This window comes from Flavobacterium pokkalii (assembly GCF_014596575.1).
GTDB lineage: Bacteria > Bacteroidota > Bacteroidia > Flavobacteriales > Flavobacteriaceae > Flavobacterium > Flavobacterium pokkalii.
Genome location: NZ_NASZ01000027.1, coordinates 1 through 17,095 on the forward strand (window position 1 = coordinate 1; position 17,095 = coordinate 17,095).

Genomic DNA, 17,095 nt, shown 5'->3' on the forward strand with positions numbered 1-17,095 from the left:
GACAATTTTAGTTTTTTTCAGCAGAAGTAAAAATCAAACCAAATAGACTGAAATGAAAAAACCGCCTCAAATTATGTTTTGAGACGGCTTCTTTTTTTTGTTTTATTTTAAAAACACACTAATTCCTGTCTGTACGCCTAATGCACCTGATTTTATGGTGACACCCTCGTTTTTGAAGGAGTAATTAGCATAGCCCAATCCAAAATCAATACTCACAGTTGGAGTTATTAAATAAATGAATCCTCCATTCGCTGTCCATACAACTCCATTTGTACTAGATGTTCCATTTGAATCACTTTTGTATTTATTATTTCCGAAACCTACTCCGGCGTTCAAAAAAGGTCTTGTTTTTCCTTCTGAAAAGAAATAGGTGGCATTTGGAATAATAGAAAGAGTGGTTTGAGTTTCTTTATTTTCTCCTGCGGTATAGATTGGGTCGTAAGGATCGTTAATATTTGTATTTTGTTTAATTTTTGTTGTAGTAGATTTAAAGTCCAAGGATAATCCTAACGCAAAATTATCCACTATAAAATAGTCTGCACCCGGTGAAATAGTAAAAGTGTTTGTTTTTGGTCCGTCAATTGTTTGCCCTTGAGCTTTGTATTTAATAGTGTTAGAAATGAAACCTAAATTAGTTTGTCCACTGATAATAAAAGAACCTTTTTCTGTTTGGGCTGATAAAATTCCTATAAAACTTAATGATAATGCTAAAAATATTTTTTTCATTTTTATGAGGTTAAAATTTATTGCAAATATATGTAAGATTATTTTTGTTTTCAGAATAAAAGTAAGAAAAAAATGTAGGTTTTTGATTCGTCTTATTTTTAATGTAGATTTGTTTTATAAAAACATATCACAAGTAGAGAATAATTAATTGGACTTAATTCAATAATTTAAAATCATTAAAAGTGCTTTCAAAGAAAACAAAATACGGTATTAAAGCTTTGACCTTTTTGGCACGCCAGGAAGATCAAACGCCTGTGGCTATTGCTGATATAGCTAAGTCTGAAAATATTTCGATTAAGTTTTTAGAAAGTATTTTATTGTTGTTGCGTCATTCGGGTTTTTTAGGGGCTAAAAAAGGAAAAGGCGGCGGTTATTATTTAATCAAAGAGCCTAAGGATATTAATATGGCAAAGGTGTATCGCATTCTGGAAGGACCTATTGCGCTATTGCCTTGTGCCAGTCATAATTTTTACGAACCATGCGATGATTGTACTGACGAAGCAACTTGTGCGGTAAGAAGGCTGATGACCGAAGTACGTGATAATACACTGATGATTTTAGAAAATAACAGTCTGGCAGATATTGCTTTCTAAATGGAGTAGCTATAAAAAAAAAGAGCGGATTTCTTTGCATTGAGAAATCCGCTCTTTTTTTATGATAGTATGGAATTTTAGAAAACCAGTTTGTATCCTACAAAAAATAACATTACTGCAATTGCATTTCTAAGTAATAAGTCGGGAACTTTTCCACTTAACATACTTCCGATGAAAATTCCCGGAAGTGACCCCATTAATAATTGACTTAGTAAAGTAAGGTCTAAATTTCCCATTGAAGCATGTCCCAGTCCGGCAACAAGAGTTAAGGGTACGGCGTGAGCAATTTCAGTTCCTACAAGCCTTGGAGTTGGTAAAAGTGGATATAAGAAAAATAAAGTTACCGTTCCTAAAGCTCCTGCTCCAATAGAGGTAAGTGTTACCGTTGAGCCCAGTAAAACTCCAATGGCAATAGTTAAAAGGTTTTGGGTTCTGCTTTGACTGTGAAATTTGTCGCCGGCATGTTTTTGCGAAAGAACTAAAAGTTTCTTTTTAAATAAAACAGCAACAGAAGTAAAAAGTAAAGCCCAGCCTAAACTAAATTTAATGATGGTGTTGATTTGTGAAATGTCTGTCTTTACGCTTTCAAGAATCCATAATGTAAGGAAAGCGGCTGGTACACTTCCTAGTGAAAGCCATCCTGTAATTTGCCAGTTGATGTTGTTTTTTTTATGATGTACAAAAACACCACCTATTTTTGTAAATGCTGCGTACAGTAAATCGGTTCCAACGGCAGTTGTGGGTGAAATACCAAACCATAATAAAATGGGAGTCATTAAGGAACCTCCGCCTACACCTGTCATTCCAACAATAAAACCTACTACTAATCCGGCGATTACAAAACCTATTTCAATATCCATGATAAAATTTATTTGATGCAAAAGTACAATTATTTTATAATAATCCTATGGATTTAGTAGAATTTATAAAAATTATAAGAAAAAATATTTTTTGGCTTCGGGTTGAAATAGGTTTTACTGATTTTACGGGTCTTCTTTTAATGTGATTTAATTTTGTTAGAGTTGTTTTTAAGGTTTCCGTGGTTTTGCTTTTGGGGTGAATTTATTATTTGCTCTTTTGTGTTGGTATGTAGTGTTTTATGTTTTAGAATCCTGATCTTTGGCTTGTGAAAAAAATCAAAATAAGTTTTGTAATTTGAAAAAATGTATTACTTTTGCGGAGTAATCTACTAAACCGATAGGGTAATAAGTTTTATTAAAAAGAAAGAGAAGCGATGAGCGAAGATGTAGTTAAAATATTGACAGAAAAAACAAAAGACTTTTCAATAGAAGAGACTTTGGTTTTTTTGGCAAACGAATATAAAGATGAGGTGGTTTTTTCAACCTCTTTTGGTCAGGAAGATCAGGTAATTACTGATTTGATTGAAAAAAGCGGGGCTGCTGTAAAGATCTTTACTTTAGATACAGGACGTTTGTTTCAGGAGACTTATGATGTTTTTCACAGAACACAAAAAAAATACAAAACGCCTATTAAAGTGTATTTTCCTGAGGCAAAAGCGGTAGAGGAATTGCTGGAGAAAAAAGGTCCTAATAGTTTCTTTGAATCTGTAGAAAACAGAAAAGAATGTTGTTATATCCGTAAAGTAGTGCCTTTGAAAAAAGCTTTGGCTGGTAACAAAATGTGGATAACAGGTTTGAGAGCCGAGCAATCAGAAAACAGAAGTAATTTGCATTTGTTCGAATATGATGCTAATTTTGAAATCTTAAAATTCAATCCGTTATTAAAATGGACATTGGAGGAAGTTCAAAAATATATTGATGACCATAATGTCCCTCAAAACAGTTTGCACAAAAAAGGTTTTGTAAGTATCGGTTGTGCGCCATGTACCAGAGCCATCGTAGAAGGAGAAGATATCAGAGCCGGAAGATGGTATTGGGAACAAAGCCATAAAGAATGCGGGTTACACCAAAAATAGAAGTTTAATCGTTTGTGTGTTTAATCGTTTAAAATCAAATGCGAATAAACAAATAAACAAATTACCAAATAAACATAATGATAAGTTCAGTTTTAAAAACAAATGCTTTAGAAAGTGAAGCGATTTACATATTTAGAGAAGTAGTTTCTCAATTTGAGAAGCCGGTATTGCTTTTTTCAGGAGGAAAAGATTCGATTACTTTGGTAAGATTGGCACAAAAAGCCTTTTTTCCTGCAAAAATTCCTTTTCCATTGTTGCACGTAGATACAGGACACAACTTCCCTGAAACTATTGCTTTTAGAGATAAATTAGTTGAAGAATTAGGATTAGAGTTAATCGTTCGTAATGTTCAGGATGCTATCGATCAAGGTAAGGTGGTAGAAGAAACTGGGCGTTACGCAAGTAGAAACAGCTTGCAAACTACAACACTTTTAGATGCTATCGAAGAATTTAAATTTGATGCCTGTATTGGTGGAGCGCGTCGTGATGAGGAAAAAGCAAGAGCTAAAGAACGTATTTTCTCGGTTCGTGACGATTTTGGTCAATGGGATGAGAAAAATCAACGTCCGGAGTTATTTGATTTGTTAAACGGAAAAATTGAATTGGGACAAAACGTTCGTGTATTCCCAATTTCTAACTGGACAGAATTAGACGTTTGGAGTTATATCGAGCAGGAGCAAATTGAAATTCCTTCTATTTATTTCTCTCACAAACGTAAAGTATTCGTAAGAGACGGAATGATTTGGTCTCACTCACCATTTGTTTACCAAGATGAAGATGAAGTGGTAGAAGAAAGAGTGGTTCGTTTTAGAACTGTTGGAGATATGAGTTGTACTGCTGCTGTTGAATCTTATGCAGGAACTATCGCAGAGGTTGTTGGTGAAATCAGACAATCTACTATTTCGGAGCGTGGAGCACGTATTGATGACAAACGTTCAGAAGCAGCGATGGAGAAAAGAAAACAACAAGGTTACTTTTAATAAGTTAGAAGTTAAGAGTTAGAAGTTAGAAGAATCAAAAAAATATACAGATTTAAGTTTTCAAATAACCTGAAACTTTAAACCTGAAACAAAAAAGTAAGATGGAAGTTTTAAAAATAGCAACAGCAGGAAGTGTAGATGACGGAAAGAGTACGTTAATCGGAAGATTATTATACGATACACAATCGTTAACTACAGATAAATTAGAAGCAATCGAAAGAAGCAGTAAGCAAAAAGGATATGATTATTTAGATTTTTCTTTGGCTACTGACGGATTGGTGGCAGAGAGAGAGCAAGGAATTACAATTGATGTAGCACATATTTATTTTTCTACAGCCAAGAAAAGTTATATTATCGCTGATACTCCGGGACACGTAGAATATACCCGTAACATGGTTACAGGAGCTTCTACTTCTCAGGTGTCTATCATTTTGATTGATGCCCGTAAAGGAGTAATTGAGCAAACGTACCGTCACTTTTTTATCAATAATTTATTGAGAGTAAAAGATGTGATTGTTGCGGTAAACAAAATGGATTTAGTGGACTATTCGGAAGAAGTGTTCAACAAAATCAAAGCCGACTTTCAGGCATTGAATGCAAAAAGTGATTACAAAGAGCAAAACGTTAGCTATATTCCTTTAAGTGCTTTAACAGGAGATAACGTGGTGGATTCATTAGGGAAAATGCCTTGGTACACTGGACAAACTATTTTGCAACACTTAGAAGCTTTAGAATCAAAAGATATTTATGATACCGGAAAAACTCGTTTCCCTGTTCAAACAGTGATTCGTCCTAAAACGGAAGAATACCATGACTTTAGAGGTTATGCCGGAAAATTATACGGAAACAATATTAAAGTGGGTGATGCAGTAACTGTTTTACCTTCTTTGACAGAATCTAAGGTGAGTAACATTCATTTCTTTGATCAACAATTTGATGAAGCAGCTGCTGGTTCTTCAATTATTATCGAATTAGAAAATGATATCAATGTAACTCGTGGTGATATGATTGTAAAATCAAACGAATTGCCAAGAGTAGAGAAAGAAATCACGACAACAGTTTGCTGGATGGACAGCAAAAAATTAGTTCCCGGAACTAAATATTTGGTACAACATAATACAAATAGAGTGTTGGCGAAGGTGGACAGTATCAATAATGTAATTGCTACTGATTATTCAGGAACTACTCCAGCTTCACAATTAGCTATTAATGAAATTGGAGAAGTAAGTATTAAATTAAGCAAAGCTTTGTATTTTGATGCTTATGATGTAAACAAATCAAACGGAGCTTTTATCTTAATTGATCCAACAACTAATACAACTGCGGGAGTAGGTTTTATTAGATAATTTTAGCAGGTAAAATTAATAACCATGCGCTGAAGGTATGAGCAGTAAATGGTAAAAGAAAAAGAAATGGAAAGTTTTAGAACAGAAATAGAAAATCCGATTGTCCAAAAAGAGATTATCGATTTAGAGAAAAAAATTCACGCATTCCGTGGTGGAAAAATTGATGACGAGCGTTTTCGTAGTCTTCGTCTGGCTCGTGGAATTTACGGGCAACGTCAGGAAGGGGTGCAAATGATTCGTATCAAATTGCCTTACGGAAAAGTTACGAGTGAGCAATTAAGAAGAATTACGGATGTTTCAGAAAAATATTCTACAGGTCGTTTACACATTACAACCCGTCAGGATATTCAAATTCACTACGTGAGTTTAGACAGAACTCCGGAACTTTGGGCAGATTTGGCTAAAGATGATATTACTTTGAGAGAAGCTTGTGGAAACACCGTTCGTAATATTACAGGAAGTGAATTAGCAGGTGTAGATGTTGATGAACCATTTGATGTGACTCCTTATGCGCACGCTTTGTTCCAATATTTATTGCGTAACCCTATCTGTCAGGAAATGGGACGTAAATTCAAAATTTCGTTCTCTTCATCTGAGAAAGATTCTGCTTTGAGTTATTTACACGATTTAGGATTTATTCCTAAAATTGTTGACGGACAAAAAGGTTTCAAAGTAATGTTAGGTGGTGGATTAGGTTCTCAGCCTTCTCACGCTGAATTGCTTTCTGAGTTTGTTCCTGTAAACCAAATTATTCCAACTGCTGAAGGTGTAATTCGTATTTTTGACCGTTATGGTGAAAGAGCAAAACGTTTAAAAGCACGTTTGAAATTCTTAATAAAAGATTTAGGTCGTGACGAATTTTTACGTTTGGTAGAAGAAGAGAAAAAAGCATTGCCTTTCCATAGTTACGAAATTGACACTACTGCTTTCGAAGGACCAATTACGGAACCTTTATTAGAAGTGCCAACAGTTACTATCGAAGATGTAGCGGCTTATGAAGCTTGGAAAAAATCGAATGTGATTGCTCAAAAACAAGCGGGTTATGTGGCGATAGGTGTAAAAATACTTTTAGGTGATTTTTATATTGACAAAGCGAGATTATTGGCTGATTTGATTAAAAACTACGGAGCTAATGAATTGCGTTTTTCATTACGTCAAAACATTGTAATCCGTAATATTAAAGAAGAAAATTTACCATTCTTTTACCAAGAATTAGCTAAGTTAGATATGGTTAATTTAGGATACAACTCTATCGGAGATATTACGGCTTGTCCGGGTACAGATACTTGTAATTTAGGTATTGCAAGTAGTACGGGTATCGCTGATGAGTTAGAAAGAGTGTTGAAAACAGAATATCCACAATACCTTAATAATACTGACATTGCTATCAAAATTAGTGGATGTATGAATGCCTGTGGACAACATAATATGGCTGAAATTGGTTTCCAGGGAATGTCAATCAACTCAGGAAAATTAGTTGCGCCGGCTTTACAAGTGTTGTTAGGCGGAGGAAACTTAGAAAACGGAAACGGTCGTTTTGCAGATAAAGTAATCAAAATTCCTAGTCGCCGTGGTCCTGAAGCTTTGCGTTTAATCTTAAATGATTTTGAAGCCAATGCTAACGGAGCTAAGTTCTTAGACTATTATGATGCTAAAGGTGAAAAGTATTTCTACGAATTCTTGAAACCTCTTGCAGATGTTACTAACCTTACTGAAGCTGATTTTGTGGATTGGGGTAATGCTGATAATTATGTAAAAGCAGTAGGAGTTGGAGAATGTGCGGGAGTAGTAATCGACTTAGTAGCTACTTTGTTATTCGAAGCTAAAGAAAAAATCGATTTTGCTAACGAAGCATTCAACGAACAAAAATGGGCAGATGCGATTTATTTGGCTTATGCAGGTTTTGTAAACGGAGCTAAAGCTTTATTGTTGGCAGAAAAACAAAAAACAAATACGCATGCCGGAATCGTAGATTCTTTTGATAGCGTTTTTGTTGAATCAAATAAAATTGAATTGGGAACTACTTTCAGAGAATTGGTGTACCAAATCAATAAAAATGAGCCAACAGAAGCTTTTGCAAAACAATATATTCAAAGTGCTGCTTCGTTTTTTGAAGCTATTGAAGCTTATCGTGCTGAAGATTTAGCAAAAGCATAATCCTGAAAAATCATGAGCGAGAAAATAGATAACAATCAGGCCGATTTACAATCTCAGGAGCAGGAACGCAACGAGTTGTATCCGATATTTTTGAAACTGCATAACCTAAGCGTGCTGATAGTAGGCGGTGGAAATGTGGGTTTAGAAAAGTTATCTTTTTTGCTTAAATCGAGTCCTAATGCAAAGGTCGAAGTGGTAGCTCCAACGTTTATTCCTGAATTGGTTTCTCTTGCCGAAGCACATCCTGGGGTCAAGCTTACCGGGAAAAAGTTCAAGAAAAAAATGCTCAAAAAGCGCCATATGGTCATTGCCTGTACCAATGATTTAAAGGTCAATAGACGCGTCTATACATTGTCGCGAAAAAGATATTTGATTTGCAATATTGCCGACACACCTGATTTATGTGATTATTATTTAGGAGGTATTGTAACCAAAGGAAATGTAAAAATTGCCATCTCAACCAATGGAAAATCGCCTACAACGGCCAAGCGTTTGAGAGAGTTTTTTGAAGAAGTAATTCCGGAGGATATCAATGAAATGGTGCAAAATCTCAACGAATATCGAAAAACCTTAAAAGGTGATTTTGAAGACAAAGTTCAAAAAATGAATGAAATCACCGCTAGTTTAAAAAATAAATAAAAAAAGATAATTTCTTAGAAACTAATGATTATTGTCATTTATTAAGTCTAATAAAATTCGTTTCTTTGCTGTTATCGAGAATGATTATAAATAATTTGAAAAATGATTGAAACAGATATCCTTATAATAGGAGCCGGTCCAACTGGTTTATTTGCCGTTTTTGAAGCAGGATTATTGAAATTAAAATGTCATATCCTGGATGCTTTGCCACAACCCGGAGGTCAGTTGGCTGAGTTGTATCCTAAAAAACCAATCTATGATATTCCTGGATTTCCAGAGGTTTTAGCAGGAGATTTAGTAGATAACTTAATGGAACAAATTAAGCAGTTTGAACCAGGTTTTACTTTGGGAGAACGTGCTGAAACTATTGTTAAACAAGAAGACGGTTCGTTTATCGTAACTTCAAATGAAGGTACTGAATTCCACGCTAAAGTAATTGCTATTGCGGGTGGTTTAGGAAGTTTTGAACCTCGTAAACCGTTAATCGAGGATATCGAATTCTATGAAAATAAAGGAGTAAAATACTTCATCAAGAATCCGGAAGAATTCAGAGACAAACGTGTGGTTATCGCCGGAGGAGGAGATTCAGCTTTAGACTGGAGTATCTTCTTAGCTGATGTAGCTTCTGAAGTGACTTTAGTGCACCGTCGTAACGAATTCCGTGGGGCATTGGATTCTGTTGAAAAAGTTCAGGAATTGAAAGATAAAGGTAAAATTCACTTGATTACTCCTGCAGAAGTTGTTGGAATTAACGGTGCAGAGCACGTGGAATCAGTAGATTTAGAAGAAAACGGAGCGCACCGTAACATTCCTTGTGATTATTTCATTCCACTTTTCGGATTGACACCTAAATTAGGACCTATCGGAAACTGGGGATTAGAAATCGAGAAAAACGCCATCAAAGTAAACAATGCTTTGGATTATCAAACCAATATTCCCGGAATCTTCGCTATTGGAGATATCAATACCTATCCGGGTAAATTGAAGTTGATTCTTTGTGGTTTCCACGAAGCTACTTTAATGTGTCAGGCGGCATACCAAATCGTGAATCCTGGAAAACGTTATGTGTTGAAATATACTACGGTATCTGGAGTTGACGGATTTGACGGAACCCGTAAAGAAGCACCTAAAGCAGTTGTAAAAGCGATAAACTAAAAACACCTAGTTGTTTACAATTATAAATAGCCTTATCACTTGCAAGTGGTAAGGCTATTGCTTTACTTTGCATTTCCAAATTTGGAAAATAATTTGGAGCGAAACAATTGGAAATTCAGCTATTATGGATTCCCGCTTTCGCCTTTATTCCCGATAAATAAAAACTACGGCTGAGAGCCTTGTTTTTCTAAATCGGGAGATATCGGCTCTATCGGGGCTAATGAGCCACAATTGTTTTGGTTAGGAAGCATGTCTCCTGCAAGGTTTTAAAAACCTTGTAGGTATTAGAATAAATTAGATACCTACAAGGTCAAAAATGACCTTGCAGGAAAACAAAAGATAAATTATGCCAAGCATTCAGGAAGAAATCAAAAAAAGAATACTCGTTTTAGACGGCGCCATGGGAACCATGTTGCAACGTTACAATTTTTCGGAAGAAGATTTTAGAGGTGAACGCTTCAAGGATTTTCCACATCCGTTAAAAGGAAATAACGATTTGTTGTCGCTGACCCAACCTAAAGCAATTGCTGAGGTGCATGCTGCTTATTTTGAAGCAGGAGCTGATATTGTAGAAACCAATACGTTTTCAGGAACTACAATTGGTATGGCCGATTATCACATGGAAGACTTGGTTTACGAATTGAACTACGAGTCGGCAAAAATTGCCCGCCAAGTAGCCGATGAATTTACAGCCAAAAACCCGGAAAAACCTCGTTTTGTTGCCGGATCAATCGGGCCAACAAACCGTACGGCATCGATGTCTCCTGATGTAAATGATCCGGGATACAGAGCGGTAACTTTTGATGATCTACGTATTGCCTACAAACAGCAGGTAGAGGCTTTGATGGATGGCGGATGCGATTTGTTGTTGGTAGAAACTATTTTTGATACGCTAAATGCCAAAGCTGCTCTTTTTGCAATCGAAGAAGTAAAAGAAGAACGTAATATTGATATTCCAATCATGGTTTCAGGAACGATTACCGATGCTTCCGGAAGAACACTTTCAGGACAAACGGTAGAAGCTTTCCTGATTTCAGTTTCGCATATTCCGTTGTTGAGTGTAGGATTCAATTGCGCTTTGGGAGCCGATTTGTTAAAACCCTATTTGCAAACATTGTCTTCGCATACTTCTTTCAACGTTTCTGCGCATCCTAACGCTGGATTGCCAAACGCCTTTGGAGAATATGATGAAACACCACAGGAAATGCAGGCGCAAATTAAGAGTTATCTGGATGATAATTTAGTGAATATCATTGGAGGATGTTGTGGCACAACGCCAGATCATATTAGATTGATTGCTGAGGTTGCAGCAAAGTACAAACCAAGAGTTTCGACTGCAACACTATAAAATTTATATAATAAAATTCATGCAGATTCGGCTGATTTTAGCAGATAAAAAATCTGCTGTATCTGCAAAATCTGCGTAAAAATAAAAATACTAAACAGCCAAGGTTTGTAAAACCTTGCACCAGCTAGCGCGAGCGTCCCGCTCGTGCCCACACAGAGAATAAAAAAAGTTCAGTTTGTGTCATTGCTTCGCCTGTTCGCTGGCGCTCGAGTCCGAGGAACGAAGGAATTACATAACGAGAGCAAAGGATGAGATTCCTCCTTCGTCGGAATGACAAAATGAGAATACAGATAGTGAGATTGCTTCGTTCCGATAGTTATCGGAACTCGCAATGACTTGGACGAATAAAATAAGATAAATAAAATGGCAGAAGTAGAAGCAAGAAGAAATTTAGTTTTATCAGGATTAGAACCGTTGATTATTACGCCGGAAAGCGTTTTTGTAAACGTAGGTGAGCGTACCAATGTAACAGGTTCACGTAAATTTCTTCGATTAATCAAAGAAGAAAAATACGATGAAGCCTTAGATATCGCCAGACAGCAGGTAGAAGGTGGCGCCCAAATCATCGATATCAATATGGATGAGGGAATGCTTGACGGAGAACAGGCAATGGTGAAATTCTTAAATCTGATTGCGGCCGAGCCGGATATTGCCCGTGTTCCGATTATGATTGACAGTTCGAAATGGCCTATTATCGAAGCCGGATTGAAAGTAGTACAGGGAAAATGTGTGGTAAACTCAATTTCTTTGAAAGAAGGAGAAGAGCAATTTATCCATCACGCCCAATTAATCAAACGCTATGGAGCGGCGGTAATCGTCATGGCTTTTGACGAAGTAGGTCAGGCGGATAATTACGATCGTCGTGTGGAAATTTGTAAGCGATCTTATGATATTTTAGTGAATAAAGTAAACTTCCCGCCTCAGGATATTATTTTTGATTTGAATATATTTCCAGTCGCGACTGGAATGGAGGAACACCGTTTGAATGCTTTGGATTTTTTCAGAGGAACCAAATGGGTTCGTGAAAATTTACCACACGCACACATCAGTGGTGGTGTGAGTAATGTTTCGTTCTCTTTCCGTGGAAATGATGTGGTTCGTGAAGCGATGCACTCGGTTTTCTTGTATCATGCCATCAAAAACGGAATGACGATGGGAATTGTAAATCCGGAAATGTTGACCATTTATGACGATATTCCTAAGGATTTATTAGAGCATGTTGAGGATGTAATTCTGGACAGACGTGACGATGCTACGGAGCGTTTGTTAGAATTTGCTGAGAGTGTAAGAGGTGGTGAGAAAACTCAGGAAAAAGAAGTACAGGAATGGCGTTTAGGAACTTTCCAGGAAAGAATCACGCATTCCTTAGTGAAGGGAATTGATACTTTTATTGAAGAAGATGTGGAAGAAGCCCGTTTAGCAGCAACAAAACCTATCGAAGTAATCGAAATCAACTTAATGGCGGGGATGAATGTTGTTGGAGATTTGTTCGGTTCCGGGAAAATGTTCTTGCCACAGGTAGTAAAATCTGCACGTGTGATGAAAAAAGCGGTGGCTTATTTGTTGCCGTTTATTGAAGCTTCCAAACAACAAGGAGATAAAGAAGGAAACGGAAAAATATTATTAGCCACTGTAAAAGGTGACGTTCACGATATTGGTAAAAATATTGTTGGAGTTGTTTTGGCTTGTAATAATTACGAAATTATCGATTTAGGAGTAATGGTTGCTCCAGAAAAGATTATTGCAGCTGCTCAGGAGCATAATGTAGATATTATTGGTTTGAGTGGTTTGATTACGCCTTCATTGGATGAGATGGTTTTCTTGGCAAAAGAATTAGAAAAGCGTAACATGCAAACTCCTGTCATGATTGGTGGGGCAACTACTTCAAGAGCGCATACGGCTGTGAAAATTGCTCCTCAATATAAGTCAACCGTAGTGCATGTGAATGATGCATCAAGAGCGGTAACCGTAGCAGGGAATTTATTGGATCAAAATCAAGAGGCTTATAAAGCTTCTATCCGTGAAGAATACGATGCTTTTAGAGAGTCATTCTTAAATCGTTCCCGAGATAAAAATTTCCTGACGATTGAAGATGCCCGTAAGAATAAAATGCAATTGGATTGGGCAAATTATGCTCCAAAGCAACCAAATTTTATTGGGTCTAAAAGCTTAGAGGTAGATTTGGATGTTTTGGTTTCTTATATCGACTGGACTCCGTTTTTTCAAACATGGGAATTGTACGGAAAATATCCGGCAATATTAACGGATGAAGTAGTGGGCGAACAGGCATCAGCTGTTTTCAAAGATGCGCAGGCAATGCTGCAAGTAATTTTGAAAGAGAAGAAATTTGTCGCCAAAGGTATTTACGGAATTTATCCGGCTAACCAAGTGAACGATGATGATATTCAGTTATATGACGAAAATGGAAAAGAATTGGAGAAATTCTTAACCCTACGTCAACAATCACAAAAAACCAAAGGGGCGCCAAATATTGCCTTGGCCGATTTTATTGCGCCAAAAGATAATGGAGTTACGGATTACATGGGAGCTTTTTGTGTGACAACTGGTTTTGGTGTTGATGAATGGGCTGATGAATACCGTGATAATTTGGATGATTATAATTCGATTATGGTAAAAGCTCTGGCCGATCGTTTGGCTGAAGCTTTTGCAGAATATTTGCATGAAAAAGTGCGTAAAGAATTCTGGGGTTATGATGCCGAAGAAACTTTGACAAACGAAGAATTAATCAAAGAAAATTATAAAGGAATTCGTCCAGCTCCTGGATATCCAGCTTGTCCGGATCATTTGGAAAAACCAACGATTTGGAAACTTTTAAAAGTCGAAGAAGAAATTGGAGTAACTTTGACTGAAAGTATGGCGATGTGGCCGGCTGCATCGGTATCCGGATATTATTTTGCAAATCCTGACAGCAGGTATTTTGGTCTTGGGAAAATAAAAGAAGATCAGGTAATTGATTACGCCAAACGTAGAAGTATTTCAACAGATTTAGCCTCAAAATGGCTGAGTCCTAATATTGCAGATTAAAATAATAGTCATATAGTCCAAAGGGCTGACTTTTGACATTCAAACTTTAAGACTTGAAATGAAAGTAACACAACATTTAGAAGCAGCAAAAGGTAAACCTTTGTTTTCCTTTGAAATTGTACCGCCTCAAAAAGGAAGTAATATTAAAGATTTATATGCTAATATAGATCCTTTAATGGAATTTAAGCCTCCTTTTATTGATGTAACGACTTCGAGAGAAGAATATGTTTATATTGAGAAAGACGGACTTTTTGATCGTCGTATCACTCGTATGCGTCCAGGTACAGTTGGGATTTGTGCTTCTATTCAACATAAATATGGTGTTGATGCCATTCCTCACGTTTTGTGTGGCGGATTTACAAGGGAAGAAACTGAATATTTATTGGTAGATTGTCATTATTTAGGAATAGAAAATTTAGTAGCCTTACGAGGTGACCCAATGAAAGGGGAGAAGTATTTTGAACCTACAGTAGGAGGAAATGCTTATGCTGTTGATTTGGTTAAGCAAATCAAAGCAATGAATAATGGGAAGTTTTTACATGGCGAATTGCCATTGGAAAATGCTCCTGATTTTTGTGTAGGAGTTGCCGGTTATCCGGAAAAACATATTGAAGCACCTAGTTTGGAAGCTGATTTGAAAAGACTGAAAGAAAAAGTAGATGCCGGAGCTGATTACATTGTGACCCAAATGTTTTTTGATAATCAGCGTTATTTTAAATTTGTAGAAGCAGCGAGATCCATTGGAATTGATGTGCCAATTATTCCAGGGATTAAGCCGGTTTCAGTAAAACGACATTTACAGTTATTGCCACAGGTGTTTTGGCTGGATATGCCTCAGGAATTGATTTCGGATATTGAGAATGCTAAAGATAATGCGGCTGTTCGTCAGATAGGGATTGATTTTGCGGTACAACAATCTAAAGAATTAATTGGGTTTGGTGCTCCATGTGTACATTATTATTCTATGGGTAAATCAGATAATATTCAAAAAATTGCCAGTCAGGTATTTTAAAAAAATAATTTAGATAGGTATTTTAATAATATAAAAAGCATCGTTTCCATAGAGACGATGCTTTTTTGTTACTGTAAACTGAATACTAAATTCTGAATACTTATTTAGTAATTTCTCTAAATACTGCTTCCAGATTTTTATTCTTTTGATTCAGTTGAAGAGTTTTTAATCCGTTTTCATTGGCAAAATCAAAAACTGCCGGGCGCATATCTTTGTCGGTTTTAAAAACCAGTTCCCAGGTCATGTCGTGAATGTTTTTGAAAGAAATTAAGTTTTCAATTTTAGCAATAAGCTGTTCTTCGATTTTATAGTCAAATTCCACTTCGATGATTTGTTCGTTTTGTTCCGAAACCAGATTGTCCAATTTTTTATCGGTAACAATTTTTCCTTTGTTGATGATAATGACACGATCACAAATGGCTTCTACTTCCTGCATGATGTGTGTAGAAAGAAAAACAGTTTTGTCTTTTCCGGCATTTTTAATCAGGTTTCGGATTTCTAAAAGCTGATTTGGATCTAAACCTGTTGTAGGTTCATCTAAAATTAAAACATTGGGATTGTGCAGCAATGCATTAGCCAGTCCTACTCTTTGGCGATAGCCTTTGGAAAGTTGGCCTATTTTTTTATGACTTTCAGGATTTAAACCGGTGAGTTCAATAACTTCATTGATGCGTGATTTAGGAACTTTATATACATCAGCATTAAAGGCGAGGTATTCTCTAACGTACAAATCTAAATATAATGGATTGTGTTCCGGTAAATAGCCAATGGATCGCTGGACGGCTTTGGGGTTTTGGCTTACATCTTCATCGTTAACTGTTGCTGTTCCTTCGTCAGAGGCGAGGTAAGTGGTTAATATTTTCATTAAGGTAGATTTTCCGGCTCCGTTTGGACCTAAAAAACCAACGATTTCTCCTTTTTGTATTGAAAATGAAATGTTGTCCAAAGCTTTTTGACTACCGTAACTTTTGGAAATATTTTTGACCTCTATTGACATATACTTTTATTTGTATGCAAAAGTAAACAGAAAAAGTTTTGCTTTGTTTTTTTTGAAAAAAAACCAGAATATTTTTTGTGTAATTGGAAATTAGTCATATATTTGCCAGCGTTAAAAATAATAATTCGTAGAGAATAATATTTAATTAAGATGTCAAATAACCGTTTCTATTTTAGCTTTTCTTTTTATTTCTTTAGCGAGAGATAAGGATTGTGCTATGGTAATTTGAAAAACGAATAAAACAAATAAAACTAATATACAATCCTGATGAAAATCAGGATTTTTTTTTGAATAAATGGAAGCAAAAATTGCAATACAAGGTATAATAGGTTCTTTTCATCATCAGGTGGCTCAGGAGTATTATGGTCAGCAAGTGGTTGTTGATGAATGTATGTCTTTTGAAGAATTAGTAGATAGTCTTTTGTCAGGGAAGTCAACTCAGGCGGTGATGGCTATTGAAAATTCTATCGCTGGTCCTATTATTCCTAATTATGCTTTGATTGATAAGAATAAATTGCACATCATTGGGGAGCATTATTTAAGTATTCATCAAAATTTAATGGCTTTAAAAGGTCAGAAGATTGAAGATATTACCGAAGTATATTCGCATCCAATGGCTTTGTTGCAGTGTATGGATTTTTTAAAAAAATACCCGCATATTAAATTAGTTGAAGATAAAGATACGGCTGAAACAGCAAGAAGAATTCAGGAGAAACAATTAACAGGTATTGCTGCAATTGCAAGTAAAACAGCGGCAGAAATGTATGATTTAGAAATTTTAGCTCCCGAAATTCAAACGATAAAAAATAATATGACCCGTTTTGTGATTATTCAAAAGGAGGATTCATTTGTTTCGGAAGATGAGATAAACAGAGCTTCTTTGAAATTTGAATTGGATCATAAACGAGGAAGTTTGGCGGCAGTTTTGAATGTAATGAGCGATTGTAAAATGAATTTGACTAAAATTCAATCCTTGCCAAAAATAGAAACCCCTTGGAAATATTCTTTTTTTGTGGATGTTACTTTCGAAAAATATGAAGATTACGCTAAAGCAAAATCTTTGTTAGAAATTATGGCAGAATATTTCAAAGTTTTAGGCGAGTATACCAATACAAAACCTAGTTTGATTTAAATAAAAGTAAAAGAAGGATTGTCAATTTG

14 protein-coding genes are annotated in these 17,095 nt (G+C 35.9%); 11 read left to right on the forward strand and 3 right to left on the reverse strand.

Annotation, left to right across the window (positions count from 1 at the left end; translation table 11 throughout):
* Positions 1–102: 102 nt before the first annotated feature.
* On the reverse strand, positions 103–726 hold the full coding sequence (locus B6A10_RS14375; RefSeq protein WP_188221417.1) for an outer membrane beta-barrel protein: 624 nt from the start codon (positions 724–726) through the stop codon (positions 103–105).
* Between the two features lie 182 nt (positions 727–908).
* Between B6A10_RS14375 and B6A10_RS14380 the strand changes: the two genes are divergently transcribed.
* Positions 909–1,319, forward strand: coding sequence for an RrF2 family transcriptional regulator (locus B6A10_RS14380; RefSeq protein ID WP_188221418.1), 411 nt, complete (start codon positions 909–911; stop codon positions 1,317–1,319).
* Positions 1,320–1,396: 77 nt separating this feature from the next.
* On the opposite strand, the gene B6A10_RS14385 is transcribed toward B6A10_RS14380, so the two are convergent.
* Positions 1,397–2,179 carry a sulfite exporter TauE/SafE family protein gene (locus B6A10_RS14385; RefSeq protein WP_026715050.1) on the reverse strand — a complete coding sequence of 261 codons (783 nt, stop codon included), beginning with the start codon at positions 2,177–2,179 and terminating at the stop codon, positions 1,397–1,399.
* A gap of 374 nt (positions 2,180–2,553) precedes the next feature.
* Between B6A10_RS14385 and B6A10_RS14390 the strand changes: the two genes are divergently transcribed.
* From B6A10_RS14390 to metF, 9 genes are all read left to right on the forward strand, one after another.
* Entirely contained in the window at positions 2,554–3,255 is a 702-nt protein-coding gene (locus B6A10_RS14390; RefSeq protein ID WP_188221419.1) for a phosphoadenylyl-sulfate reductase, read from the forward strand.
* Positions 3,256–3,335: 80 nt separating this feature from the next.
* Positions 3,336–4,235: a sulfate adenylyltransferase subunit CysD gene (gene cysD / locus B6A10_RS14395; RefSeq protein ID WP_026715052.1), complete on the forward strand. Its 900-nt coding sequence runs from the start codon at positions 3,336–3,338 to the stop codon at positions 4,233–4,235.
* A gap of 101 nt (positions 4,236–4,336) precedes the next feature.
* Complete coding sequence (locus B6A10_RS14400) at positions 4,337–5,581, forward strand: sulfate adenylyltransferase subunit 1 (RefSeq protein WP_026715053.1); 1,245 nt, start codon at positions 4,337–4,339, stop codon at positions 5,579–5,581.
* A gap of 66 nt (positions 5,582–5,647) precedes the next feature.
* Entirely contained in the window at positions 5,648–7,738 is a 2,091-nt protein-coding gene (locus tag B6A10_RS14405) for a HEPN domain-containing protein (protein WP_188221420.1), read from the forward strand.
* A 12-nt stretch (positions 7,739–7,750) separates the two neighbouring features.
* A complete protein-coding gene (locus tag B6A10_RS14410; RefSeq protein ID WP_188221421.1) occupies positions 7,751–8,377 on the forward strand; it encodes a precorrin-2 dehydrogenase/sirohydrochlorin ferrochelatase family protein in 627 nt (208 codons plus the stop codon).
* A 102-nt stretch (positions 8,378–8,479) separates the two neighbouring features.
* Positions 8,480–9,532, forward strand: a complete 1,053-nt coding sequence (locus B6A10_RS14415) for an NAD(P)/FAD-dependent oxidoreductase (RefSeq protein WP_055094593.1) — start codon at positions 8,480–8,482, stop codon at positions 9,530–9,532.
* A 346-nt stretch (positions 9,533–9,878) separates the two neighbouring features.
* Positions 9,879–10,880 carry a homocysteine S-methyltransferase family protein gene (locus B6A10_RS14420; protein ID WP_188221422.1) on the forward strand — a complete coding sequence of 334 codons (1,002 nt, stop codon included), beginning with the start codon at positions 9,879–9,881 and terminating at the stop codon, positions 10,878–10,880.
* A gap of 363 nt (positions 10,881–11,243) precedes the next feature.
* The gene (gene metH / locus B6A10_RS14425) at positions 11,244–13,925 is read left to right on the forward strand and encodes a methionine synthase (protein ID WP_188221423.1); all 2,682 of its coding nucleotides are present in this window, start codon (positions 11,244–11,246) and stop codon (positions 13,923–13,925) included.
* A 58-nt stretch (positions 13,926–13,983) separates the two neighbouring features.
* Entirely contained in the window at positions 13,984–14,937 is a 954-nt protein-coding gene (metF, locus tag B6A10_RS14430; protein ID WP_188221424.1) for a methylenetetrahydrofolate reductase [NAD(P)H], read from the forward strand.
* 100 nt (positions 14,938–15,037) lie between these two features.
* Here the strand turns inward: metF and gldA are convergent, their stop codons facing one another.
* A complete protein-coding gene (gene gldA, locus B6A10_RS14435; RefSeq protein ID WP_188221425.1) occupies positions 15,038–15,934 on the reverse strand; it encodes a gliding motility-associated ABC transporter ATP-binding subunit GldA in 897 nt (298 codons plus the stop codon).
* Positions 15,935–16,229: 295 nt separating this feature from the next.
* On the opposite strand from gldA, the gene B6A10_RS14440 reads away from it, so the two are divergent.
* Positions 16,230–17,066, forward strand: a complete 837-nt coding sequence (locus B6A10_RS14440; protein WP_188221426.1) for a prephenate dehydratase — start codon at positions 16,230–16,232, stop codon at positions 17,064–17,066.
* Positions 17,067–17,095: the final 29 nt, after the last annotated feature.